This window comes from Microbacterium sp. RURRCA19A (genome assembly GCF_900156455.1).
GTDB lineage: Bacteria > Actinomycetota > Actinomycetes > Actinomycetales > Microbacteriaceae > Microbacterium.
On the sequence record NZ_FTNQ01000002.1, the window covers coordinates 681,981 to 698,768 of the forward strand.

General features: G+C 71.2%; 18 protein-coding genes. 5 read left to right on the plus strand and 13 right to left on the minus strand.

The features are described from left to right. Window positions 1-83: 83 nt before the first annotated feature. The 3 genes from BW982_RS11145 to BW982_RS11155 form a co-directional block, all read right to left on the minus strand. The gene (locus BW982_RS11145; RefSeq protein WP_076493189.1) at window positions 84-1,322 is read right to left on the minus strand and encodes an RNA polymerase sigma factor; all 1,239 of its coding nucleotides are present in this window, start codon (window positions 1,320-1,322) and stop codon (window positions 84-86) included. Continuing rightward, the gene (locus BW982_RS11150) at window positions 1,319-1,747 is read right to left on the minus strand and encodes a YciI family protein (RefSeq protein ID WP_022878177.1); all 429 of its coding nucleotides are present in this window, start codon (window positions 1,745-1,747) and stop codon (window positions 1,319-1,321) included. Before BW982_RS11150 ends, BW982_RS11145 begins: the two co-directional genes overlap by 4 nt. A gap of 118 nt (window positions 1,748-1,865) precedes the next feature. Next, entirely contained in the window at window positions 1,866-2,711 is an 846-nt protein-coding gene (locus BW982_RS11155) for an exodeoxyribonuclease III (protein WP_076493190.1), read from the minus strand. Between the two features lie 282 nt (window positions 2,712-2,993). Between BW982_RS11155 and pyrE the strand changes: the two genes are divergently transcribed. Continuing rightward, window positions 2,994-3,572: an orotate phosphoribosyltransferase gene (gene pyrE / locus BW982_RS11160; protein ID WP_076493192.1), complete on the plus strand. Its 579-nt coding sequence runs from the start codon at window positions 2,994-2,996 to the stop codon at window positions 3,570-3,572. Window positions 3,573-3,691: 119 nt separating this feature from the next. Here pyrE and BW982_RS18255 read toward each other — a convergent pair whose 3' ends face one another. From BW982_RS18255 to BW982_RS11175, 4 genes are all read right to left on the minus strand, one after another. Then, a complete protein-coding gene (locus tag BW982_RS18255; RefSeq protein ID WP_175611090.1) occupies window positions 3,692-3,832 on the minus strand; it encodes a hypothetical protein in 141 nt (46 codons plus the stop codon). Window positions 3,833-3,844: 12 nt separating this feature from the next. Continuing rightward, window positions 3,845-4,420, minus strand: coding sequence for a YdeI/OmpD-associated family protein (locus tag BW982_RS11165; RefSeq protein WP_076493193.1), 576 nt, complete (start codon window positions 4,418-4,420; stop codon window positions 3,845-3,847). Window position 4,421: 1 nt separating this feature from the next. Then, the gene (locus BW982_RS11170) at window positions 4,422-5,252 is read right to left on the minus strand and encodes an HAD-IIA family hydrolase (protein ID WP_076493194.1); all 831 of its coding nucleotides are present in this window, start codon (window positions 5,250-5,252) and stop codon (window positions 4,422-4,424) included. Window positions 5,253-5,343: 91 nt separating this feature from the next. After that, window positions 5,344-5,514: a CsbD family protein gene (locus BW982_RS11175; protein ID WP_076493705.1), complete on the minus strand. Its 171-nt coding sequence runs from the start codon at window positions 5,512-5,514 to the stop codon at window positions 5,344-5,346. 188 nt (window positions 5,515-5,702) lie between these two features. Here BW982_RS11175 and BW982_RS11180 point away from each other — a divergent pair, with 188 nt between their 5' ends. Both BW982_RS11180 and BW982_RS11185 read left to right on the plus strand, forming a co-directional pair. Continuing rightward, the gene (locus tag BW982_RS11180) at window positions 5,703-6,650 is read left to right on the plus strand and encodes an SDR family NAD(P)-dependent oxidoreductase (protein ID WP_076493195.1); all 948 of its coding nucleotides are present in this window, start codon (window positions 5,703-5,705) and stop codon (window positions 6,648-6,650) included. Window positions 6,651-6,692: 42 nt separating this feature from the next. Continuing rightward, complete coding sequence (locus BW982_RS11185) at window positions 6,693-9,179, plus strand: HAD-IC family P-type ATPase (RefSeq protein WP_083696649.1); 2,487 nt, start codon at window positions 6,693-6,695, stop codon at window positions 9,177-9,179. On the opposite strand, the gene BW982_RS11190 is transcribed toward BW982_RS11185, so the two are convergent. The 3 genes from BW982_RS11190 to BW982_RS11200 form a co-directional block, all read right to left on the minus strand. Beyond that, window positions 9,128-9,559, minus strand: coding sequence for a hypothetical protein (locus tag BW982_RS11190; RefSeq protein WP_076493196.1), 432 nt, complete (start codon window positions 9,557-9,559; stop codon window positions 9,128-9,130). The two genes, BW982_RS11185 and BW982_RS11190, sit on opposite strands and share 52 nt — an antisense overlap. A 99-nt stretch (window positions 9,560-9,658) precedes the next feature. Next, window positions 9,659-10,294: a metal-dependent transcriptional regulator gene (locus BW982_RS11195; RefSeq protein ID WP_076493198.1), complete on the minus strand. Its 636-nt coding sequence runs from the start codon at window positions 10,292-10,294 to the stop codon at window positions 9,659-9,661. 9 nt (window positions 10,295-10,303) lie between these two features. Continuing rightward, complete coding sequence (locus BW982_RS11200; RefSeq protein WP_076493199.1) at window positions 10,304-11,581, minus strand: Nramp family divalent metal transporter; 1,278 nt, start codon at window positions 11,579-11,581, stop codon at window positions 10,304-10,306. Window positions 11,582-11,797: 216 nt separating this feature from the next. On the opposite strand from BW982_RS11200, the gene BW982_RS11205 reads away from it, so the two are divergent. Further along, a complete protein-coding gene (locus tag BW982_RS11205) occupies window positions 11,798-12,397 on the plus strand; it encodes a TrmH family RNA methyltransferase (protein WP_076493707.1) in 600 nt (199 codons plus the stop codon). On the opposite strand, the gene BW982_RS11210 is transcribed toward BW982_RS11205, so the two are convergent. Genes BW982_RS11210 through BW982_RS11220 form a run of 3 tightly spaced genes read right to left on the minus strand, consistent with a single transcriptional unit; the run spans window position 12,366 to window position 14,663 of the window. Next, window positions 12,366-12,692, minus strand: coding sequence for a hypothetical protein (locus BW982_RS11210; RefSeq protein ID WP_139327417.1), 327 nt, complete (start codon window positions 12,690-12,692; stop codon window positions 12,366-12,368). The two genes, BW982_RS11205 and BW982_RS11210, sit on opposite strands and share 32 nt — an antisense overlap. A 51-nt stretch (window positions 12,693-12,743) precedes the next feature. Further along, window positions 12,744-13,292 (minus strand): hypothetical protein, encoded by a 549-nt coding sequence (locus tag BW982_RS11215; protein WP_076493201.1) that lies wholly within the window; start codon window positions 13,290-13,292, stop codon window positions 12,744-12,746. Between the two features lie 42 nt (window positions 13,293-13,334). Beyond that, window positions 13,335-14,663, minus strand: a complete 1,329-nt coding sequence (locus BW982_RS11220; protein ID WP_076493202.1) for an MATE family efflux transporter — start codon at window positions 14,661-14,663, stop codon at window positions 13,335-13,337. A gap of 98 nt (window positions 14,664-14,761) precedes the next feature. Here BW982_RS11220 and BW982_RS11225 point away from each other — a divergent pair, with 98 nt between their 5' ends. Continuing rightward, window positions 14,762-16,735: a M13 family metallopeptidase gene (locus tag BW982_RS11225; RefSeq protein WP_076493204.1), complete on the plus strand. Its 1,974-nt coding sequence runs from the start codon at window positions 14,762-14,764 to the stop codon at window positions 16,733-16,735. Window positions 16,736-16,788 lie beyond the last annotated feature (53 nt).

The window sequence follows — 16,788 nt, forward strand, 5'->3', positions numbered from 1 at the left end:
GGGGCGTGAATTTCGCGCCCCAGAGTGAAGAACGCGCCCCAAACCCGCGCACCGGGCGCTCAAACTCGGATACCCGCGCAGCCTCAGCCGCCCAGCGCCTCCGCCTTCCTCCGCAGCAGTGCCGCCTCGCGGGCGTTGCGGGTGAGGTCGGCGGCCTCGAGCAGCGCGGCGCGCGCGTCTTCGACACGGCCCAGGCGCGCGAGCAGTTCGCCGCGCACCGAGGGCAGCAGATGCGAGCCGCGGAGGGGCGTGGCATCCATCCCGTCGACGATCGCGAGCCCCTCCTCGGGGCCGGATGCCATCGACACGGCGACGGCACGATTGAGCTCGACGACCGGGTTCGCGGTGATCCGGCCGAGCATCTCGTACAGCAGGACAATGCGGTCCCAGTCGGTCTCGTCGACGCTCGCGGCCTCTGCATGACACAGCGCGATCGCCGCCTGCAGTTGGTAGGGACCGCGACCCTTGCCCAGGGCATCGGCCCCGTCGAGCAGCGCGCGCCCGCGGGCGATCGCCGAGCGGTCCCAGCGGCGTCGATCCTGGTCGACCAGGAGGACGGCATCCCCGTTCCCGTCGACGCGGGCCGCGAACCGGGATGCCTGGAACTCCATGAGCGCGGACAGCCCGAGCACCTCCGGCTCGCGGGGGAGCAGTCGGTCGAGGACGCGGCCGAGGCGCAGGGCCTCGTGCGCCAGCTCGGTGCGGAGCACCGCGTCGCCCGTGCTCGCGACGTAGCCCTCGGTGAAGATCAGGTACACGACGGTGAGCACCGCCGTGCGTCGCGCGGGCCACTCCGCCGGTTCGGGCACCGCGAACGGCACGCGGGCGGCGCTGAGCGCTTTCTTCGCCCGGACGATCCGCTGCTGCATCGTCGGAACCGGCACGAGGAAGAGCCGCGCGATCGCCTCCGTGTCGAGGCCGGCCACGACCTTCAGCGTCAACGCCACCTGCGCCTCGCGCGAGAGCACCGGGTGACAGGCGGCGAACACGAGACGCAGCACGTCGTCGTCGATGGGCTCCCACACGTCGTCGGACACCTCGTCGAGGTCGCCGGCGAGGAGCCGGTACTTCTCGCCGAGGCGTTGCTCGCGCCGCCAGCCGTCGATCGCACGCCGCTTCGCCACCGCCGTCAGCCACGCCCCGGGGTTCCGGGGGACGCCGTCGCGCCCCCACTGCTCCACGGCCTCGACGAGCGCGTCCTGCGCGAGGTCCTCCGCGGTGCCGAGGTCGCCGACCACGCGGGCCAGCGCCGCGACGATCCGGGCGCCCTCGATGCGCCAGATCGCCGCGACGCGGCGCGCGACCTCGGGGTCGGGGGTCACCGGCCGGACAGCTCCTCGCGCCAGCCCTCCTCCTTCTGGATGTACTCGTTGTCGGCGAACGCGGCGAAGTCGGTCTCGTCGGTCACGCGGCGGACCTCGAGCTTGTTGCCGGCGATGAGCGGCGCGCGGCGCGCCCACTCGATCGCCTCGTCGCGCGAGGACACCTCGATGATCCAGAAGCCGTTGAACAGCTCGTGCGTCTCGCCGTAGGGACCGTCGGTGACAACGGGCTCCTCACCGCCGAACTCGACGACGAAGTTCTGGCTCATGTCCTCGGCGAGGCCGTCGCCGGCGACGAGCACGCCCGCGGTGATCATGGACTCGTTGTACGCACCCATGTCGTTGATGATCTGCTCGAACGGGATCTGCTTGTACGCCGCGTACGCCTCGTCGGTGCCGCGCATGATCAGCATGTACTTCGTCATGGTCTCTTCTCTTCCTCGCTGCCGTGGGTTCCGGGGGAGCGGATGCCTGCCCCTACTATCGCGTCGAACGGCGACGGGCGGAATCGACAGAGGGGCGAAAAAAGATCGCCGGATGCCGTCAGCCGAAGATCATCGGCAGATCGTCGTCGTCCTCACCGTGCGAGAAGTCGAGGTCGGCGACGACGGGCACGTGATCGCTGGGCACCTCGCCCTTGCGCTCGTTGCGGTGGATCTCGGCGCCCTGCACGGCGTCGGCGAACGCCGTCGAGCCGAGGATGAAGTCGATGCGCAGCCCCTCGTTGCGGGGGAAACGCAGCTGCTTGTAGTCCCAGTAGGTGTAGCCGGTGGGGATGAGCGGACGCACCACGTCGGTGAGTCCCGCGGACTCGAAGGCGGCGAACGCGGCGCGCTCGGGCGGCGAGACGTGCGTGGTCACGCCCTCGATCACGGTGGGGTCGCCGTTGTCGGCATCCGTGGGGGCGATGTTGAAGTCGCCGGTCAGGGCCAGCGGGAGACCGGGGTTCGCCGCGAGGGTGTCCTCGGTGTGGCGGCGGAGGGCCTCGAGCCAGTCGAGCTTGTAACGGTAGTGCGGATCGTCGAGACCGCGGCCGTTCGGCACGTACAGGCTCCACACGCGCACGCCGTCGATCGTGGCGCCGATCGCGCGCGCCTCTTTCGGCAGGTCGGGGCCTTCTTTGCCCTTCTCGAACCCGGGCATCCCGGGGAACCCGATCTCGACGTCCTCGATCGGCTCACGGCTCGCGATCGCGACACCGTTCCACTGGTTCAGCCCGTGCGCGACCACGTGGTACCCGGCCTCCTCGAACGCCGCGTACGGGAACTGCTCCGTCTTGCACTTGATCTCCTGCATCGCCAGAACGTCGATGTGCTCGCGCACGGCGAACTCGACGGTGCGGGCGACGCGGGCGCGGACGGAGTTGACGTTCCAGGTGGCCAGGCGCATGGCATCCAGCCTACTTTCGGGCGGCGACATCGCCGGGCGGTCGGCCGTGTCAGCCGCGCGGAGTTCGTCGGCGACACGCCGTTCTCGTCCGCGTCGGTGCCGCGTGTCGCGGAGGTACTCCGCGGGACGGATGACGCGGCCTCCGGGCCGCGTCCCTGGTCGCGCGTACCGTCCTGCGGAGCCGGCGGACGACACGCCGTCGGTGGCCGTTCGTGCCCGGTGTGTCGGTCACGAACTCCGCGGGACGGATGCCGCGAACCGCGGCGCAATAGACTCGACGCCGTGACTGCCGCCTCCACGCCCGAGCTCGAAGCCGACCGCCAGGCCCTCATCGGCCTCATCAACGCCGAGGCGGTGTTCCACGGCGACTTCACGCTCTCCAGCGGCAAGAAGGCGACCTACTACGTCGACATGCGCAAGCTCACGCTCGACCACCGTGCCGCCCCCGCGATCGGCCGTCTCGTGCTCGACCTCGTGAAGGACCTCGACGGTGTCGTCGCCGTCGGTGGGCTCACGCTCGGCGCCGACCCGATCGCCAACGCCGTGATGCACGAGTCGGTGCACGCGGGTCACCCGCTCGACGCGTTCGTCGTGCGCAAGGAGCCCAAGGACCACGGCCGCGGCCGTCAAATCGAGGGCGCCGACGTCAAGGGCAAGCGCGTCGTCGTGGTCGAGGACACCTCCACGACCGGCCAGTCGGCTCTCAAGGCCGTCGAAGCGCTGCGCCGCGAGGGCGCCGAGGTTGTCGCCGTCGCCGTCATCGTCGACCGCAAGACCGGCGCGCAGGCCGCGATCGAGGCCGAGGGCCTGCAGTGGCTGGCATCCATCGACCTCGACGACCTGGGCCTGCAGCCGCAGTAATCCGTCGACGCGCGCGAGAACAGGCGATTCGCCGAGCACAGGACCGTCTCGGCACGGACCGTCCTGTTACCGAACGATGGCCTGTTCCCGAACCGGATGCCACGCGCCGGCCGCGCGGATCAGTCGGTGCCGTCGCCCGGACCGTCGAACGGATCGCGATGGTCCCCGCGACGCGACCGCCGCCACTGCACGAGGAACGCGACCAACGTGCCCGCGGTGATCAGGAAAGCGGTGAGCAGCCAGAGCGTGCGGTCGTCCATGGGATCTCCTGGTCAGGCGGGGCGTGTACCCGCGGCGGCGTCGGCCACGATCTTGGCGATCCGCGTGGCACGGGTCTGCGGCCGGACGGCCATCGCGATCTGCGTGAGCCCGAACTTGCGGGCCGAGGGCGGGAACGCGTCCCAGTTCGCCCGGGCCGCGGGCACGGCGTCGAGAGCGGCCGTCAACTCGGGCGGCTCGATGCCCGCCTCGGGCCCGTCGAGGATCTCCCACGCGCCGTTCGCGCGCGCGACCTCCAGCGCGCGGAGTCCGGCCGGTCGCAGGCTCCCCTCGGCCTCGAGCCGGGCGATGCGGGCCTTGTTCGTCGCCGCCCACCCGCTGGTCGCGCGGCGGGGAGCGAACCACAGCCCCGAGCTCAGCTCGTCGAACACCCGCACGGGGCCGTCGATCCACCCGAAGCACAGCGCCTCGCAGATCGCCTCTTCGTACTCGACGTAGCGCCCCGCGTGGGCGCCCCGGCCGCGCAGCAGCCACGCGCCCTTCGACACGGTGTGGTTCTCTTCGAGCCAGCGGCCCCACTCGGCGGCGTCGAGCGCCGTGACCTTCACCCCGTCGTCGAGCGCGCCCACGTCACAGGCCTTCGGCCAGGCCCTCTTCGCCGTCGGCGAGGTCGGACTCGACCGGCTCGTCGCGAACCAGGTCGGCGACGGATGCCAGGATCTCGTCGGGGCGGAACGGGTACTTCTCGATCTCGCTCTGGTCGCTGATGCCCGTCATCACCAGGACGGTGTGCAGCCCCGCCTCGATGCCGGCCACGATGTCGGTGTCCATCCGGTCGCCGATCATGCCGGTGTTCTCGGAGTGCGCGCCGATCCGGTTGAGCGCCGAACGGAACATCATGGGGTTCGGCTTGCCGACGATGTACGGCTCTTTGCCGGTCGCCTTCGTGATCAGCGCGGCGATCGCCCCCGTCGCGGGGAGCACCCCCTCGGTCGAGGGGCCCGTGGCATCCGGGTTCGTGGCGATGAAACGGGCGCCGTCGCGGATGAAGCGGATGGCCTTCGTGATCGCCTCGAACGAGTAGTTGCGCGTCTCGCCGACCACCACGTAGTCGGGGTGGGTCTCGGTCATGATGAAACCGGCCTCGTGCAGCGCCGTGGTGAGTCCCGCCTCGCCGATGACGAAGGCGGAGCCGCCGGGCATCTGCGAGCGCAGGAAGTCGGCCGTGGCCAGCGCCGAGGTCCAGATCGAGGACTCGGGCACCACGAGACCCGATGACCGCAGCCGTGCGCTCAGGTCGCGCGGAGTGAAGATCGAGTTGTTGGTCAGCACCAGGAACGGGGTGCCTTCGGCGCGCCACTGCGCGAGCAGTTCGGACGCACCGGGGATCGGGGTGTTCTCGTGGACGAGCACGCCGTCCATGTCGGTCAGCCAGCACTCCACGTCGCCACGGGTTCGCATGCGATCAGCCTATCTCCGGGGTCCGACACGACCGTGGGGCAAAAGCTCGGGCCGCCGACGCGAGGTCGGCGGCCCGTTTGAACGCGGCGATTTACTTGAAGGCGTCCTTGACGTTCTCGCCGGCCTTCTTCGCGTCGGCCTTGACCTGGTCGGCCTTGCCCTCGGCGGCGAGCTTGTCGTTGTCGGTGGCGTTGCCGATGGCTTCCTTCGCCTTGCCCACGATGTCCTGAGCGGCGTTCTTGATCTTGTCGTCGAGACCCATGATCGGTTCCTTCCCTGGAATGACGTCGTCGCGCCGGGTGATGGCCGCGGCGGAGCCGGTGTGCTCACTCCTCAGACGCATCGACCAGGCCATTCGTCACACGACCGAGCGAAAAAGTTCACGAGATCGGTATTCCGCATCCGGAATGCACCCGTGACGGCGTCGAGAGAGATCGTTAGGGTCGAAGGGTGGCACGCGACGAGTGGGACCCCCGGAACCTTCCCGACCTCACGGGCCGCGCGTACCTCGTCACCGGGGCGACCCGCGGACTCGGCTACTTCGCGTGCGAGCAGCTGGCCGGCGCGGGCGCGCACGTGCTGCTGACCGGCCGGAACCCCAATCGGCTCATGCTCGCGAAAGAGGCGGTGCGCCGGACGCACCCGGATGCCTCCATCGAGACGCTCTTGCTCGACACGAGCAATCTCGGGTCGGTGCGCGCCGCCGCGGCGACGGTCCGGGCGCGGGGCCGTCTCGACGGGCTGCTGATGAACGCCGGCATCGTGCACCCGCCCAAGACCCGCGAGTTGTCGGGCGGACACGAGAAGGTCTTCGCCACGAACGTGCTCGGACATTTCGCGCTCGCGGGAGAACTGCTGACCCCGCTGGCCACCGCGCGCGGCCGGATGGTGTGGGTCGGCAGCATGTCCACCTCGCTCTGGAAGCACGTCCCCACCGACCCCGAGCTCGTCGACGGATACACGCCGTGGCGCGCGTACGTGCAGTCCAAAGCGGCGACGACGATGCTCGCGCTCGAGGCCGACCGGCGGCTGAAGGCGCACAGCGTGCCGGTCGAGAGCCTGGTCGCCCACCCGGGATACTCCACGAGCGGCCGGACCCGTGGCATCCGGGGCGTGAACGAACCCACGCGCCTCACGCGCTTCGTCGACAACCTGCAGGCCGCGTTCACGCAGAGCAAGGACGAGGGGGCGTGGGCGCTGGTGCGCGCGCTGGTCGATCCGCTCGCCGAGGGCGGCTCGATGTACGGACCGGCGCAGGTCGTGCGCGGTGCCCCGCGTCGGGCGACCCCCGCGCGGCTGACGCGTGACGGCTCCCTCAGCGCCGACCTGTGGCGGGCGTGCGAGACCGCGACGCACGTCCGGTGGCCGTTCGAGCGGGTGCGCCGCACGGCATCTTGAATCCGTCGCCGCGATGTCGGGACGTGCCTCTACAGTGATCGCATGGAGCCCCCCACCGTCGCCGAGACCCTGGCCGATGACCGCGGGCTGACCGCGGCCGGGGTCGCCGAGCGGGTCGCGGCCGGTCAGACGAACGCCTTCGTCGCCGACACCAGCCGCTCCGCGTGGAACATCGTCCGGGCCAATGTCTTCACGCTGTTCAACGGGATCGTGGGCGCGTGCTTCCTCGTGCTGCTCCTGCTCGGTCGCTGGCAGGACGCGCTCTTCGGCGTCGCGGCGCTCTCTAACGCCGTGATCGGCTGCGTGCAGGAGTTCCGCGCAAAGGCCGCCCTCGACCGACTCGCCCTGCTGAACGCGCCGCGCGCGCGGGTGCGCCGCGACGGCGTCGACGCGGAGATCGCCCCGGCCGAGGTGGTCCGCGACGACCTGCTCGTCGTCCGCGCGGGCGACCAGGTTCCCGCCGACGCCGTCGTCGTGGAGACGCGCGCCCTGCAGATCGACGAGTCGATGCTGACGGGCGAGTCGGATGCCGTCGACAAGCGGCCGGGCGATGAGGCGCTGTCGGGGTCGATCGTCGTGGCCGGTGAGGGCACGGCGCGCGTCACGCGCGTCGGTGCCGAGTCGTACGCCAACGCGTTCGCGTCCGAGGCCAAACGGTTCCAGCTCGTCTCGAGCGAGCTGCGGACGTCGATCGACCGCGTCCTCCGATGGGTCGGCTGGGGGATCGGGCCCATCGGGCTGCTCGTGCTGAACGCGCAGATGATGGTCGCCGGCGGCTGGGTGCAGGCGTGGCAGCAGGGCACGTGGTCGCAGGCCGTGGTCAACACGATCGCGGCGCTGACCGCGATGATCCCGCTCGGCTTCGTGCTCATGACCTCCATCGCGTTCGCCGTCGGGGCCGCGCGTCTGGCGGGCAAGAAGGTGCTGGTCAACGAATTGCCCGCGGTCGAGGGCCTCGCGCGGGTCGACATCATCTGCCTCGACAAGACGGGCACGCTCACGGCGGGCGAGATCCGCTTCGACGCCGCTCTCGAGATGCAGCCGGCCGACGGCTGGCGCGACGTGCTCGCCTGGTACGGCGCGGCCGACGACGCCAACGCCACCGCGCAGTGCCTTCGCGAACCCTTCGCGGTCGCGGTGCCGCTGACGGTGACGCAGAGGATCCCCTTCTCGTCGGCCCGCAAGTGGAGCGCCGTGTCGTTCGCGGGGGCCGCCGCCGGAACCTGGGTGCTCGGGGCGCCCGAGATGGTGTTCGGCGATACGGCCGCGGATGCCGCGAGCGAGCTCGGTGCGGCCGTGACCCGGCTCGCCTCCTCGGGGCGGCGCACGTTGGTGCTCGCCCACGCCGCGGACGCGCTCGACGACGCCGACGTCGCTGCGGAACGTCTCCCCGCGGGCGCCACGCCGGTGGCGGTCCTCACCTTCGTCGAAGCGGTGCGCCCCGACGCCGCCGAGGCGCTCGCCTACTTCCGTGAACAGGGCGTCGCCGTGCGGGTGATCTCGGGCGACAACCCTCGCACGGTCGCCGCGATCGCCCGCGAGGTCGGCCTGGAGGTCGACGAAGGGTACGACGCGCGCGCTCTCCCCGACGACGACGTCGAGCTCGGACGCATCCTGGAGGAGCACACGGTCTTCGGACGCGTCACGCCCGACCAGAAGCGGCGCATGGTGTCGGCCCTGCAGGCGCGCGGACACGTCGTCGCCATGACCGGCGACGGCGTCAACGACGCGCTGGCGATCAAGACCGCCGACATCGGCATCGCGATGAACTCGGGCGCCGCCGCGACCAAGGCGGTGGCTCGCCTGGTCCTGCTCGACGGACGCTTCTCTCACCTCCCGTCGGTCGTCGCCGAGGGGCGCCAGGTGATCGCCAACATCGAGCGGGTCTCGATGCTCTTCCTCACCAAGACCGTCTACGCCACGGGTCTCGCCGTTCTCTTCGGCGCCCTGGTGATGGAGTTCCCGTTCCTGCCCCGTCAGCTCTCGATCACCGACGGCTTGACCATCGGCATCCCGGCCTTCTTCCTCGCCCTGCTGCCGAACACGCAGCGCTACGTGCCGGGGTTCCTGCGTCGGTCGCTGAGCTTCGCGATCCCGGCGGGCCTGGTGATCGCCGTCGCGCTGACGCTCTACACGCGCGCCGCGATGGCGCTGGGGCTGAGCGTCGAGCAGCTGCGGACCGGAGCGACGATCATCCTCGCGATCGTGGCGATCTGGGTGCTCACGGTGCTCTCGCGGCCCGTGACCCGGGTGAAGGTGCTCGTCATCGGAGCGATGTTCATCGCGCTCACCGCGATCTTCACGATCCCGCCGCTCGGGCAGTTCTTCCAGCTGCAGGATCCGGGCGAAGACGGCGCGTGGCTCGTCACCGGGGTGGTCATCGTCGCCGTCGGAGCGATCGAGGTGGTGCGGTTCGCCCATCGACGCTTCGTGCGGCGGATGCTCGGGATGCCGGCCGCCACTGCCGGAGCGTCGGGTCAGAGCGTCGGCGACGGGGCGCCCGCGGAGGGCGTCGCGCGGCGGAAGTAACGTCGCGCCGCCGGCGGGATCCACACCGCGGCGAGCACCGCCACCGCCGCCAGCAGGGCGGCGATGATCGTCGGGTCGAGCTCGGTGAGGGCGAGTGCGAGAGCCTGCAGAACGACGAGCAGCGACAGGTACGCGGTCAACAGGTTCCGCGCCAGCCGGCTGCCGCGAGCGAGCGACGAGCCTCCGGCGACCGTGAGCAGGCCCAGCAGGATGGTCGCCGCGCCGACGAGCGACACGGGCAGCACGTCATCGGCATCCACCTGGTAGCGGGCCAGCAGGACGAGGATGCCGAGCGCGGTGTTCGCGAAACCGCCGACGTACACGAGCGCCACCGCCACGGTGACGGGGAGGGGGCGGCGGGCCGCGGTGGTGCTGGTCATGGATGCCTCCCTGGGGGCTCGGTGGGAGCCGGTGGGGTCAGCGTAACGGCGGTCACCGCCGCGCGAGGGAGAAGAGCGGTGCGGAGCGCGCGAGCGGACTCAGCGCGTGAGCCAGACCGACGCGCCGGCGCCTTCGGGCAGGGCGACCTCGACGCCGTCGGCGCGGACGACGTCGCCCGAGACGACCTCGAGTTCGTGGCCCACGTCGATCCGGCGTTCCACGAGCGCCCGGAGCAGCTCGGGGTCGCGGTCGCTCACGCGCAGCACGCGCCCCGAGTGACCGGATGCCGCGTCCTGCAGCAGCACGAAGGGCTCGCGGTGCACCGCGCCGGTGGCATCCGGGATCGCATCCCCGTGCGGGTCGAACCGCGGGCGCCCGAGCCGATCGTCGATGCCCTCGAGCAGGCGGTCGCTGAGCGAGTGCTCGAGCACCTCGGCCTCGTCGTGCACCTCGTCCCACGAGTAGCGGAACTCGCGGACGAGCCAGGTCTCGATCAGGCGGTGGCGGCGGATGACGGACGCCGCACGCCGTTCGCCGGCGGCCGTGAGCGAGACGGGGCCATAGGGCCGATGACTGACCAACCCCTGCGCGGCCAGCTTCTTCACCATCTCGGTGACGCTGGACGGGGCCAGGCCCAGCACTCCGGCGAGCTGCGAGGGCGTGATCGGGTCGTCCTGCCACTCGGTGTGGTGGTAGATGGCCTTGAGATAGTCGTCGGCCACGGGCGATTCCACGCCCTCAGCCTAACCGCCGCCGAACACCAGCCACAGGAGCACGGCGTTCAGCGCGACGAGGAACACCGACGCCGCGACGCCGGCCACCGTCGTGAGCGTGCGGTTGCGGTACTCGCCGAGCACCTCTCGGCGGGCGGTGAGCGCCACCAGCGGGATGAGGGCGAACGGGATGCCGAACGACAGGACGACCTGGCTGAGGACGAGGGCGAGCGTCGGGTCGATGCCGGCCCCGAGGATCAGGAGGGCGGGGATCAGCGTCACGAGGCGACGGGCGAGGAGCGGGACCCGGACGCGGAGCAGTCCGTGCATGATCTCGGCGCCGGCGTACGCGCCGACGGACGTCGAGGCGAGCCCACTCGCGAGCAGCCCGACCGCGAAGAACGTCGCGACGATCGGCCCGAGTCCGTCGCGCAGGGCCGCGTACGCGCCCTCGAGGCTGTCGGTGCCCTCGACGCCCGTGAGGTTCGCGGCGGCGAGCAGCAGGATGGCGAGGTTCACGGTGCCGGCGACGGCGAGGGCGATGGTCACGTCCCACCGCGTCGCGCGCAGCAGCCGCGGCGTCGACACGCCTCGCGCCGCTTCCAGGTCGGCCGCGCCGGTCGGCCCGGCGGGGGCGAACCGGTCGCGGCTCAGCGCCGAGTGCGCGTAGATCGCGTGCGGCATGATCGTCGCGCCCAGGATCGAGGCCGCCAAGAGCACCGACGTGGCCCCGTCGAACCGGGGCACCAACCCGCCGACGACGGCGGCAGGATCGGGGGGCGCGAAGAAGAGTCCCGCGGTGAAGCCGACGGCGATGATGATCAGGAGGCCGATCACGACCGTCTCGAACGCGCGGGCGCCGCGGCGCGATTGCACCATCAGCAGGGCGATCGACACGACTCCGGTGATCGCCCCACCCCACAGCAGAGGGATGCCGAAGAGCAGATCGAGCGCGACGGCGCCGCCGATGACCTCGGCGACGTCGGTGGCCATCGCCACGAGCTCGGCCTGCAACCAGTACGCCCGGCGAGCCCAGGGGCGGTGGATCCGGCGGCCGAGGAGCTGCGGCAGGCTCTCGCCCGTCACGATGCCGAGCTTCGCCGACAGGTATTGGATGAGCCACGCCATCACGTTGCCCAGCACCACCACCCACACGAGCAGGTACCCGAACACGGCTCCCGCCGTCATGTTGCTGGCCACGTTGCCGGGGTCGAGGTAGGCGACTCCCGCGACCATCGCCGGACCCAGGAGCCAGGTCGCGCGGCCGGGTGCGCGGCGCGGGATCGTGGCATCCGGATTTTTCGGCATGCCGAAACCCTAGCGATATTTCGGGTGCCCGAAAAAGCGACTGCTCGAGCGCGGACGGAGTTCGGCGGAGGCGTCCGGCGCGCGTGGGGGCGTCGCGTCCTGCACCTCGGCGCGACCGGGCGGACGCAGCCCGGCGGATAGCCTGGAGCCGTGACCCACGGCGACGCGACCCCCGAGCCCGCGGATGCCGCACCCGACGACGCGCCGCCCGCGCCGCTGCACGGCGTGGGGCCCTGGCCCGGCGGGCCCGACGCGTGGCCCGACGATCCGCGCTACGACCGGGAACTGCTCGCGGAGGGCGACAGGCGCAACGTGGTCGACCCCTACCGCTACTGGACGATGGAGTCGATCGTCGCCGACCTCGACGCCCGGCGGCATCCGTTCCACGTGGCGATCGAGAACTGGCAGCACGACCTCAACATCGGATCGATCGTCCGGAGCGCCAACGCCTTCCTCGCGGCGGAGGTGCACATCATCGGCAAGCGGCGCTGGAACCGCCGGGGCGCGATGGTGACGGACCGGTACCAGCACGTGCGGCACCACGAGGACGTCGCCGCGTTCACGGAGTGGGCGCGCGCGGAGGGGCTTCCCGTCCTCGCGATCGACAACGTCGACGGTTCGGTGCCCGTCGACCGCGCCGACCTGCCCGAGGCGTGCGTGCTGCTCTTCGGTCAGGAAGGCCCGGGGCTCTCGCCCGAGGCTCTCGATGCGGCGACGAGCGTGGTCGAGATCACGCAGTACGGCTCGACGCGGTCGATCAACGCATCCTCGGCCGCGGCCGTGGTCATGTACGAGTGGTGTCGCCGCTGGGCGTGAGACCCGCCGGCCGACCGGCCTGCGCGCGGTTCGGGCATTCGTCGAGAACCGGCTTCCCGTGGACCCGACCGGCCCGCCGCAGCAGCAGTGCGGCGGTGCAGAGCACGACGCCGCTGATCACCACCGAAACTCCGAGCACCGCGCCCGAGAACGGCCGGCCCCGGTACACGTACGTCGAGGTCGCGGAATCCCATACCTGGTACTCGACGTAGTAGAAGCCTCCCGCGCAGAAGATGGCCATGGCCACGATCAGCGCAATGGCCACGATCAGTGTTGCCCCCAGATGCCCCCGCATGCGACCCAGGATAGGGACGTCACCCGTCACATGCACGGGTTGGGGTCGATTTCACGTGCCGGCGCGCGGATGCACTTCGTAAACGAACACAGCCTCCTCGGTCGAATCCAATCGGAGGGTCGCCGCCGACGTGGCATCCCATCGGATCGTGGTCGGTGACGCACCGGACTCGCCGGGGATGCCGCACGCGACGTCGGTCGTCGTGCCGGTGTCGCCGTCGATCGCGACCGTGAGGGGGGCGCCCGTGGTGCTCTCGCACGCGACGACGACGTCCCACGATCCGCCGACGGGCTGGAGGGCCGCGCTCGCGCCGGTCGGCCCGACCTCGCCACTCCCGCGGGCGACGGCCGTGCTGCCGCCGAGGCCGTTCTCGGGCAGGGCCGTCGCCGCCCACTGCTCGAGCGTCGCGGGATCGCTCGGCAGCGCCGTGCCGGGGGAGGGCGCGGAGGGCGAGAGCGACGGGCTGGACGCAGAGGGGGCGGCCGAGGACGCGGAGGGCGCGGGCGACGCCGCATCGGTCGCCGTGCACGCCGCGAGCAGGAACAGCGCCGGGAAGAACAGAGCGGGGAGGGCCGCGAGGGCCGGGGGGTTCGACCTCATGGCGGCACGGTACGCGCGACTCCTGGGAGTCGCGTGGGCATCTCACGCGCCCGCGGTCATCCACGCCTTTCCGCGGACACGGAGCCCGAGGGTGGCCGCCCGGGCCAGCATGTAGACCCCGAAGAACGCCACCGCGAGCCAGGCCAGGCCCGCCGCGCCGCCGCCGGCGAACAGGGCCACGAGCACCAGCGCGGGAACGTAGGGGATGAGGTTGAGCAGTCCCGCGATCGCGAGATAGCGTGCGTCGCCCGCGCCGATGAGCACCCCGTCGAGCACGAAGACGAACGACGCCAGCGGTTGCGCGACGGCGAGCACGAGGAGCGCCGGCTGGATGAGGGCGGCGATGGCGGCATCCCCTGTGAACACGAGACCGAGCACCCCGGATGCCGCAGCCACGAGCGCCCCGACCACGACTCCGAACCACAGGCCCCAGGCGACCGTTCGTGAGAGCACGTGCCGCGCCCCCGTGACGTCGCCCGAGCCGAGCGACTTGCCGACGAGCGCCTGCGCCGCGATCGCGAGGGCGTCGAGCGCGAAGGCGGCGGTCGAGAAGATCGTGAAGGCGATCTGCCATCCCGCGAGTTCGGCCGACCCGAGGCCCGTGGCGACCGCCACGGTCGCCAGGAACGCCGCGCGCAGGCTCAGCGTGCGCAGGAACAGCCAACCACCGGAGCGTGCCGTGCCGCGGAGGCCGCCGGGCTCGGGGCGCAGCGACGCCGCGTGCGTGCGGGCCAGGCGCGTGGCGATGACCACGTAGGCGCCCACCATGCCCCACTGCGCGACGACGGTGCCGATCGCGGAGCCCGCGATCCCCCAGCCGAAGCCGTAGATGAACAGGAGGTTCAGCAGCGCGTTGGCGCCGAAGCCGAGTCCGGCGATCCACAGCGGGGTCACGGTGTCCTGCATTCCGCGCAGCAGCCCGGTCGCGGCGAACACGACCAGCATCGCGGGAAGGCCCCACATCGAGATCGACAGGTACACGCGGGCGTTCTCGGCGACGTCGGGCGCCGCGCCGAACACGTCGACGAGTGCCGGGGTGGCGAGGACGCCGGCGGCGGCGAGCACGGCCCCGATGGTCAGTGCGAACCACATGCCGTCGATGCCGACCGACACCGCGCGACCCAGCTCGCCCGCGCCGTAGCGTCGGGCGACCGCGGGCGTGGTCGCGTACGCGAGGAACACCATCAGTCCGACCACCGTCTGCAGGACCGCGCTCGCGATCCCCAGCCCCGCGAGCGGAGCCACGCCGAGGTGTCCCACCATGGCGCCGTCGACGATGAGGAACAGCGGCTCGGCGATCAGCGCGCCCAGCGCCGGGACGGCCAGTCGCACGATCGCGCGGTTCAGTGTCGCCGGCGCGGGGGTGGTCACCGTTCGAGCCTACGGCCGGCCGCCGACACGGGCCGGAGGCCGTGGCATCCGAGTGCCCACCGAGCCCGCGTGGAGCCGGGGGACTTATCCTGTTCTGCATGACCGAGACCCCCCGCTCCGGTCTCGCGCTCGAAGAACTGAGCGACGAGATCCGCCCCCAGGACGACCTGTTCCGTCACGTGAACGGCCGCTGGTTGGAGCGCACCGAGATCCCCGACGACAAAGCCCGATGGGGCAGCTTCCATCTCATCGCCGAGCAGGCCGAGAAGGACGTCCGCACCATCGTGGAGGAGTCGCAGCAGGCCGAGCCGGGCAGCGAGGCCCGCAAGATCGGCGACCTGTTCGCGAGCTTCCTGGACACCGCGCGCATCGAGGAGGCGGGGGCGGCGCCGCTGGCCGACCAGCTCGCCCGCGTCGATGCCGTGACCGACGTGCCCGGATTCCTGCACCTCGTCGGAGAGCTCGAGCGCGACGGCCTCAGCGGCCTCCTGACCCTCTTCGTCGAGCCCGACCCGGGCGACCCCACGCGCTACGTCCCGGTGGTGTACCAGGGTGGTCTGTCGCTCCCCGACGAGAGCTACTACCGGCTCGACAACTTCGCCGACACGCGCACCGCGTACCGCGCGCACATCGAGCGCATGTTCGAGCTGGCCGGGATCGCCGAGCCGGCGGCATCCGCCGATCGTGTCTTCGCCCTCGAGACCGAGCTCGCGACGCACCACTGGTCGCGCGAGGACAGCCGCGACGCCGTGAAGACCTACAACCTTCGCACGTGGGACGAGATGGTCGGCCTCGCCGGCCTCGACCTCGCCCCGTGGCGTGCGGGTGTCGCCCCGGGCCACGAGGACGCTTTCGCCGAGGTCGTCGTCTACCAGCCGAGCTTCGTGGAGTCCCTCGGCTCGCTCCTGGTCGAGGACCGACTCGAGGACTGGAAGGCGTGGCTGCGGTTCGCTGTCGTGCACTCCGCCGCGGCGTTCCTGTCGGAGGAGTTCGTGGCCGAGAACTTCGCGTTCTACGGCACGCAGCTCACGGGTGTGCCGGTGAACCGCGAGCGGTGGAAGCGCGGCGTGGGCCTCGTCGAGGCGGCGCTGGGCGAAGCCGTCGGCAAGGTGTACGTGGAGCGGCACTTCCCGCCCGCGGCGAAGGATGCCATGGACGTCCTGGTGAAGAACCTGATCGAGGCGTACCGCGAGTCGATCACGGCGCTGGAGTGGATGACGCCCGAGACCCGGGAGCGCGCCCTCGCCAAGCTCGACGCCTTCACCCCGAAGATCGGCTACCCGGTGCGCTGGAAGGACTACTCCGACCTCGAGATCGACGCCGCCGACCTCGTCGGGAACGTCCGCCGTGCCCATGTGTGGGAGCACGACAGGCAGTTGGCGAAGGTCGGCCAGCCGATCGACCGCGACGAGTGGTACATGACGCCGCAGACCGTCAACGCGTACTACAACCCGCTGATGAACGAGATCGTGTTCCCCGCGGCGATCCTGCAGTACCCGTTCTTCGACGCCGACCGCGACGCCGCCGCCAACTACGGCGGGATCGGTGCGGTCATCGGCCACGAGATCGGCCACGGGTTCGACGACCAGGGCAGCCGCTTCGACGGCGACGGGTCGCTGCGCGACTGGTGGACGGATGCCGACCGCTCGGCGTTCGAGGAGCGCACCAAAGCGCTCATCGCCCAGTACGAGGCGCTCGTCCCCGAGGGGCTGAGCGAAGAGCACCACGTCAACGGCGCGCTCACGATCGGCGAGAACATCGGCGACCTCGGAGGCCTGGGCATCGCGCTCCGCGCCTACCGGCTGTCGCTCGGTGAGGACGAGCCGGCGGACGGTCCCGTGGTCGACGGGTACAGCGGCATCCAGAGGCTTCTGCTCAGCTGGGCGCAGATCTGGCAGCAGAAGGGGCGGGATGCCGAGACCATCCGGCTCCTCACGATCGATCCGCATTCGCCGAACGAGTTCCGCTGCAACCAGATCGTGCGGAACATCGACGCGTTCTATTCGGCGTTCGACGTCACCGAGGGGGACGCCCTGTGGCTCGACGAAGACCAGCGCGTCACCATTTGGTGAGGCGGCGTTTGTTGCTCTTCTGACCCGGAAGGAGCCACGCTCGTGGGCATGCC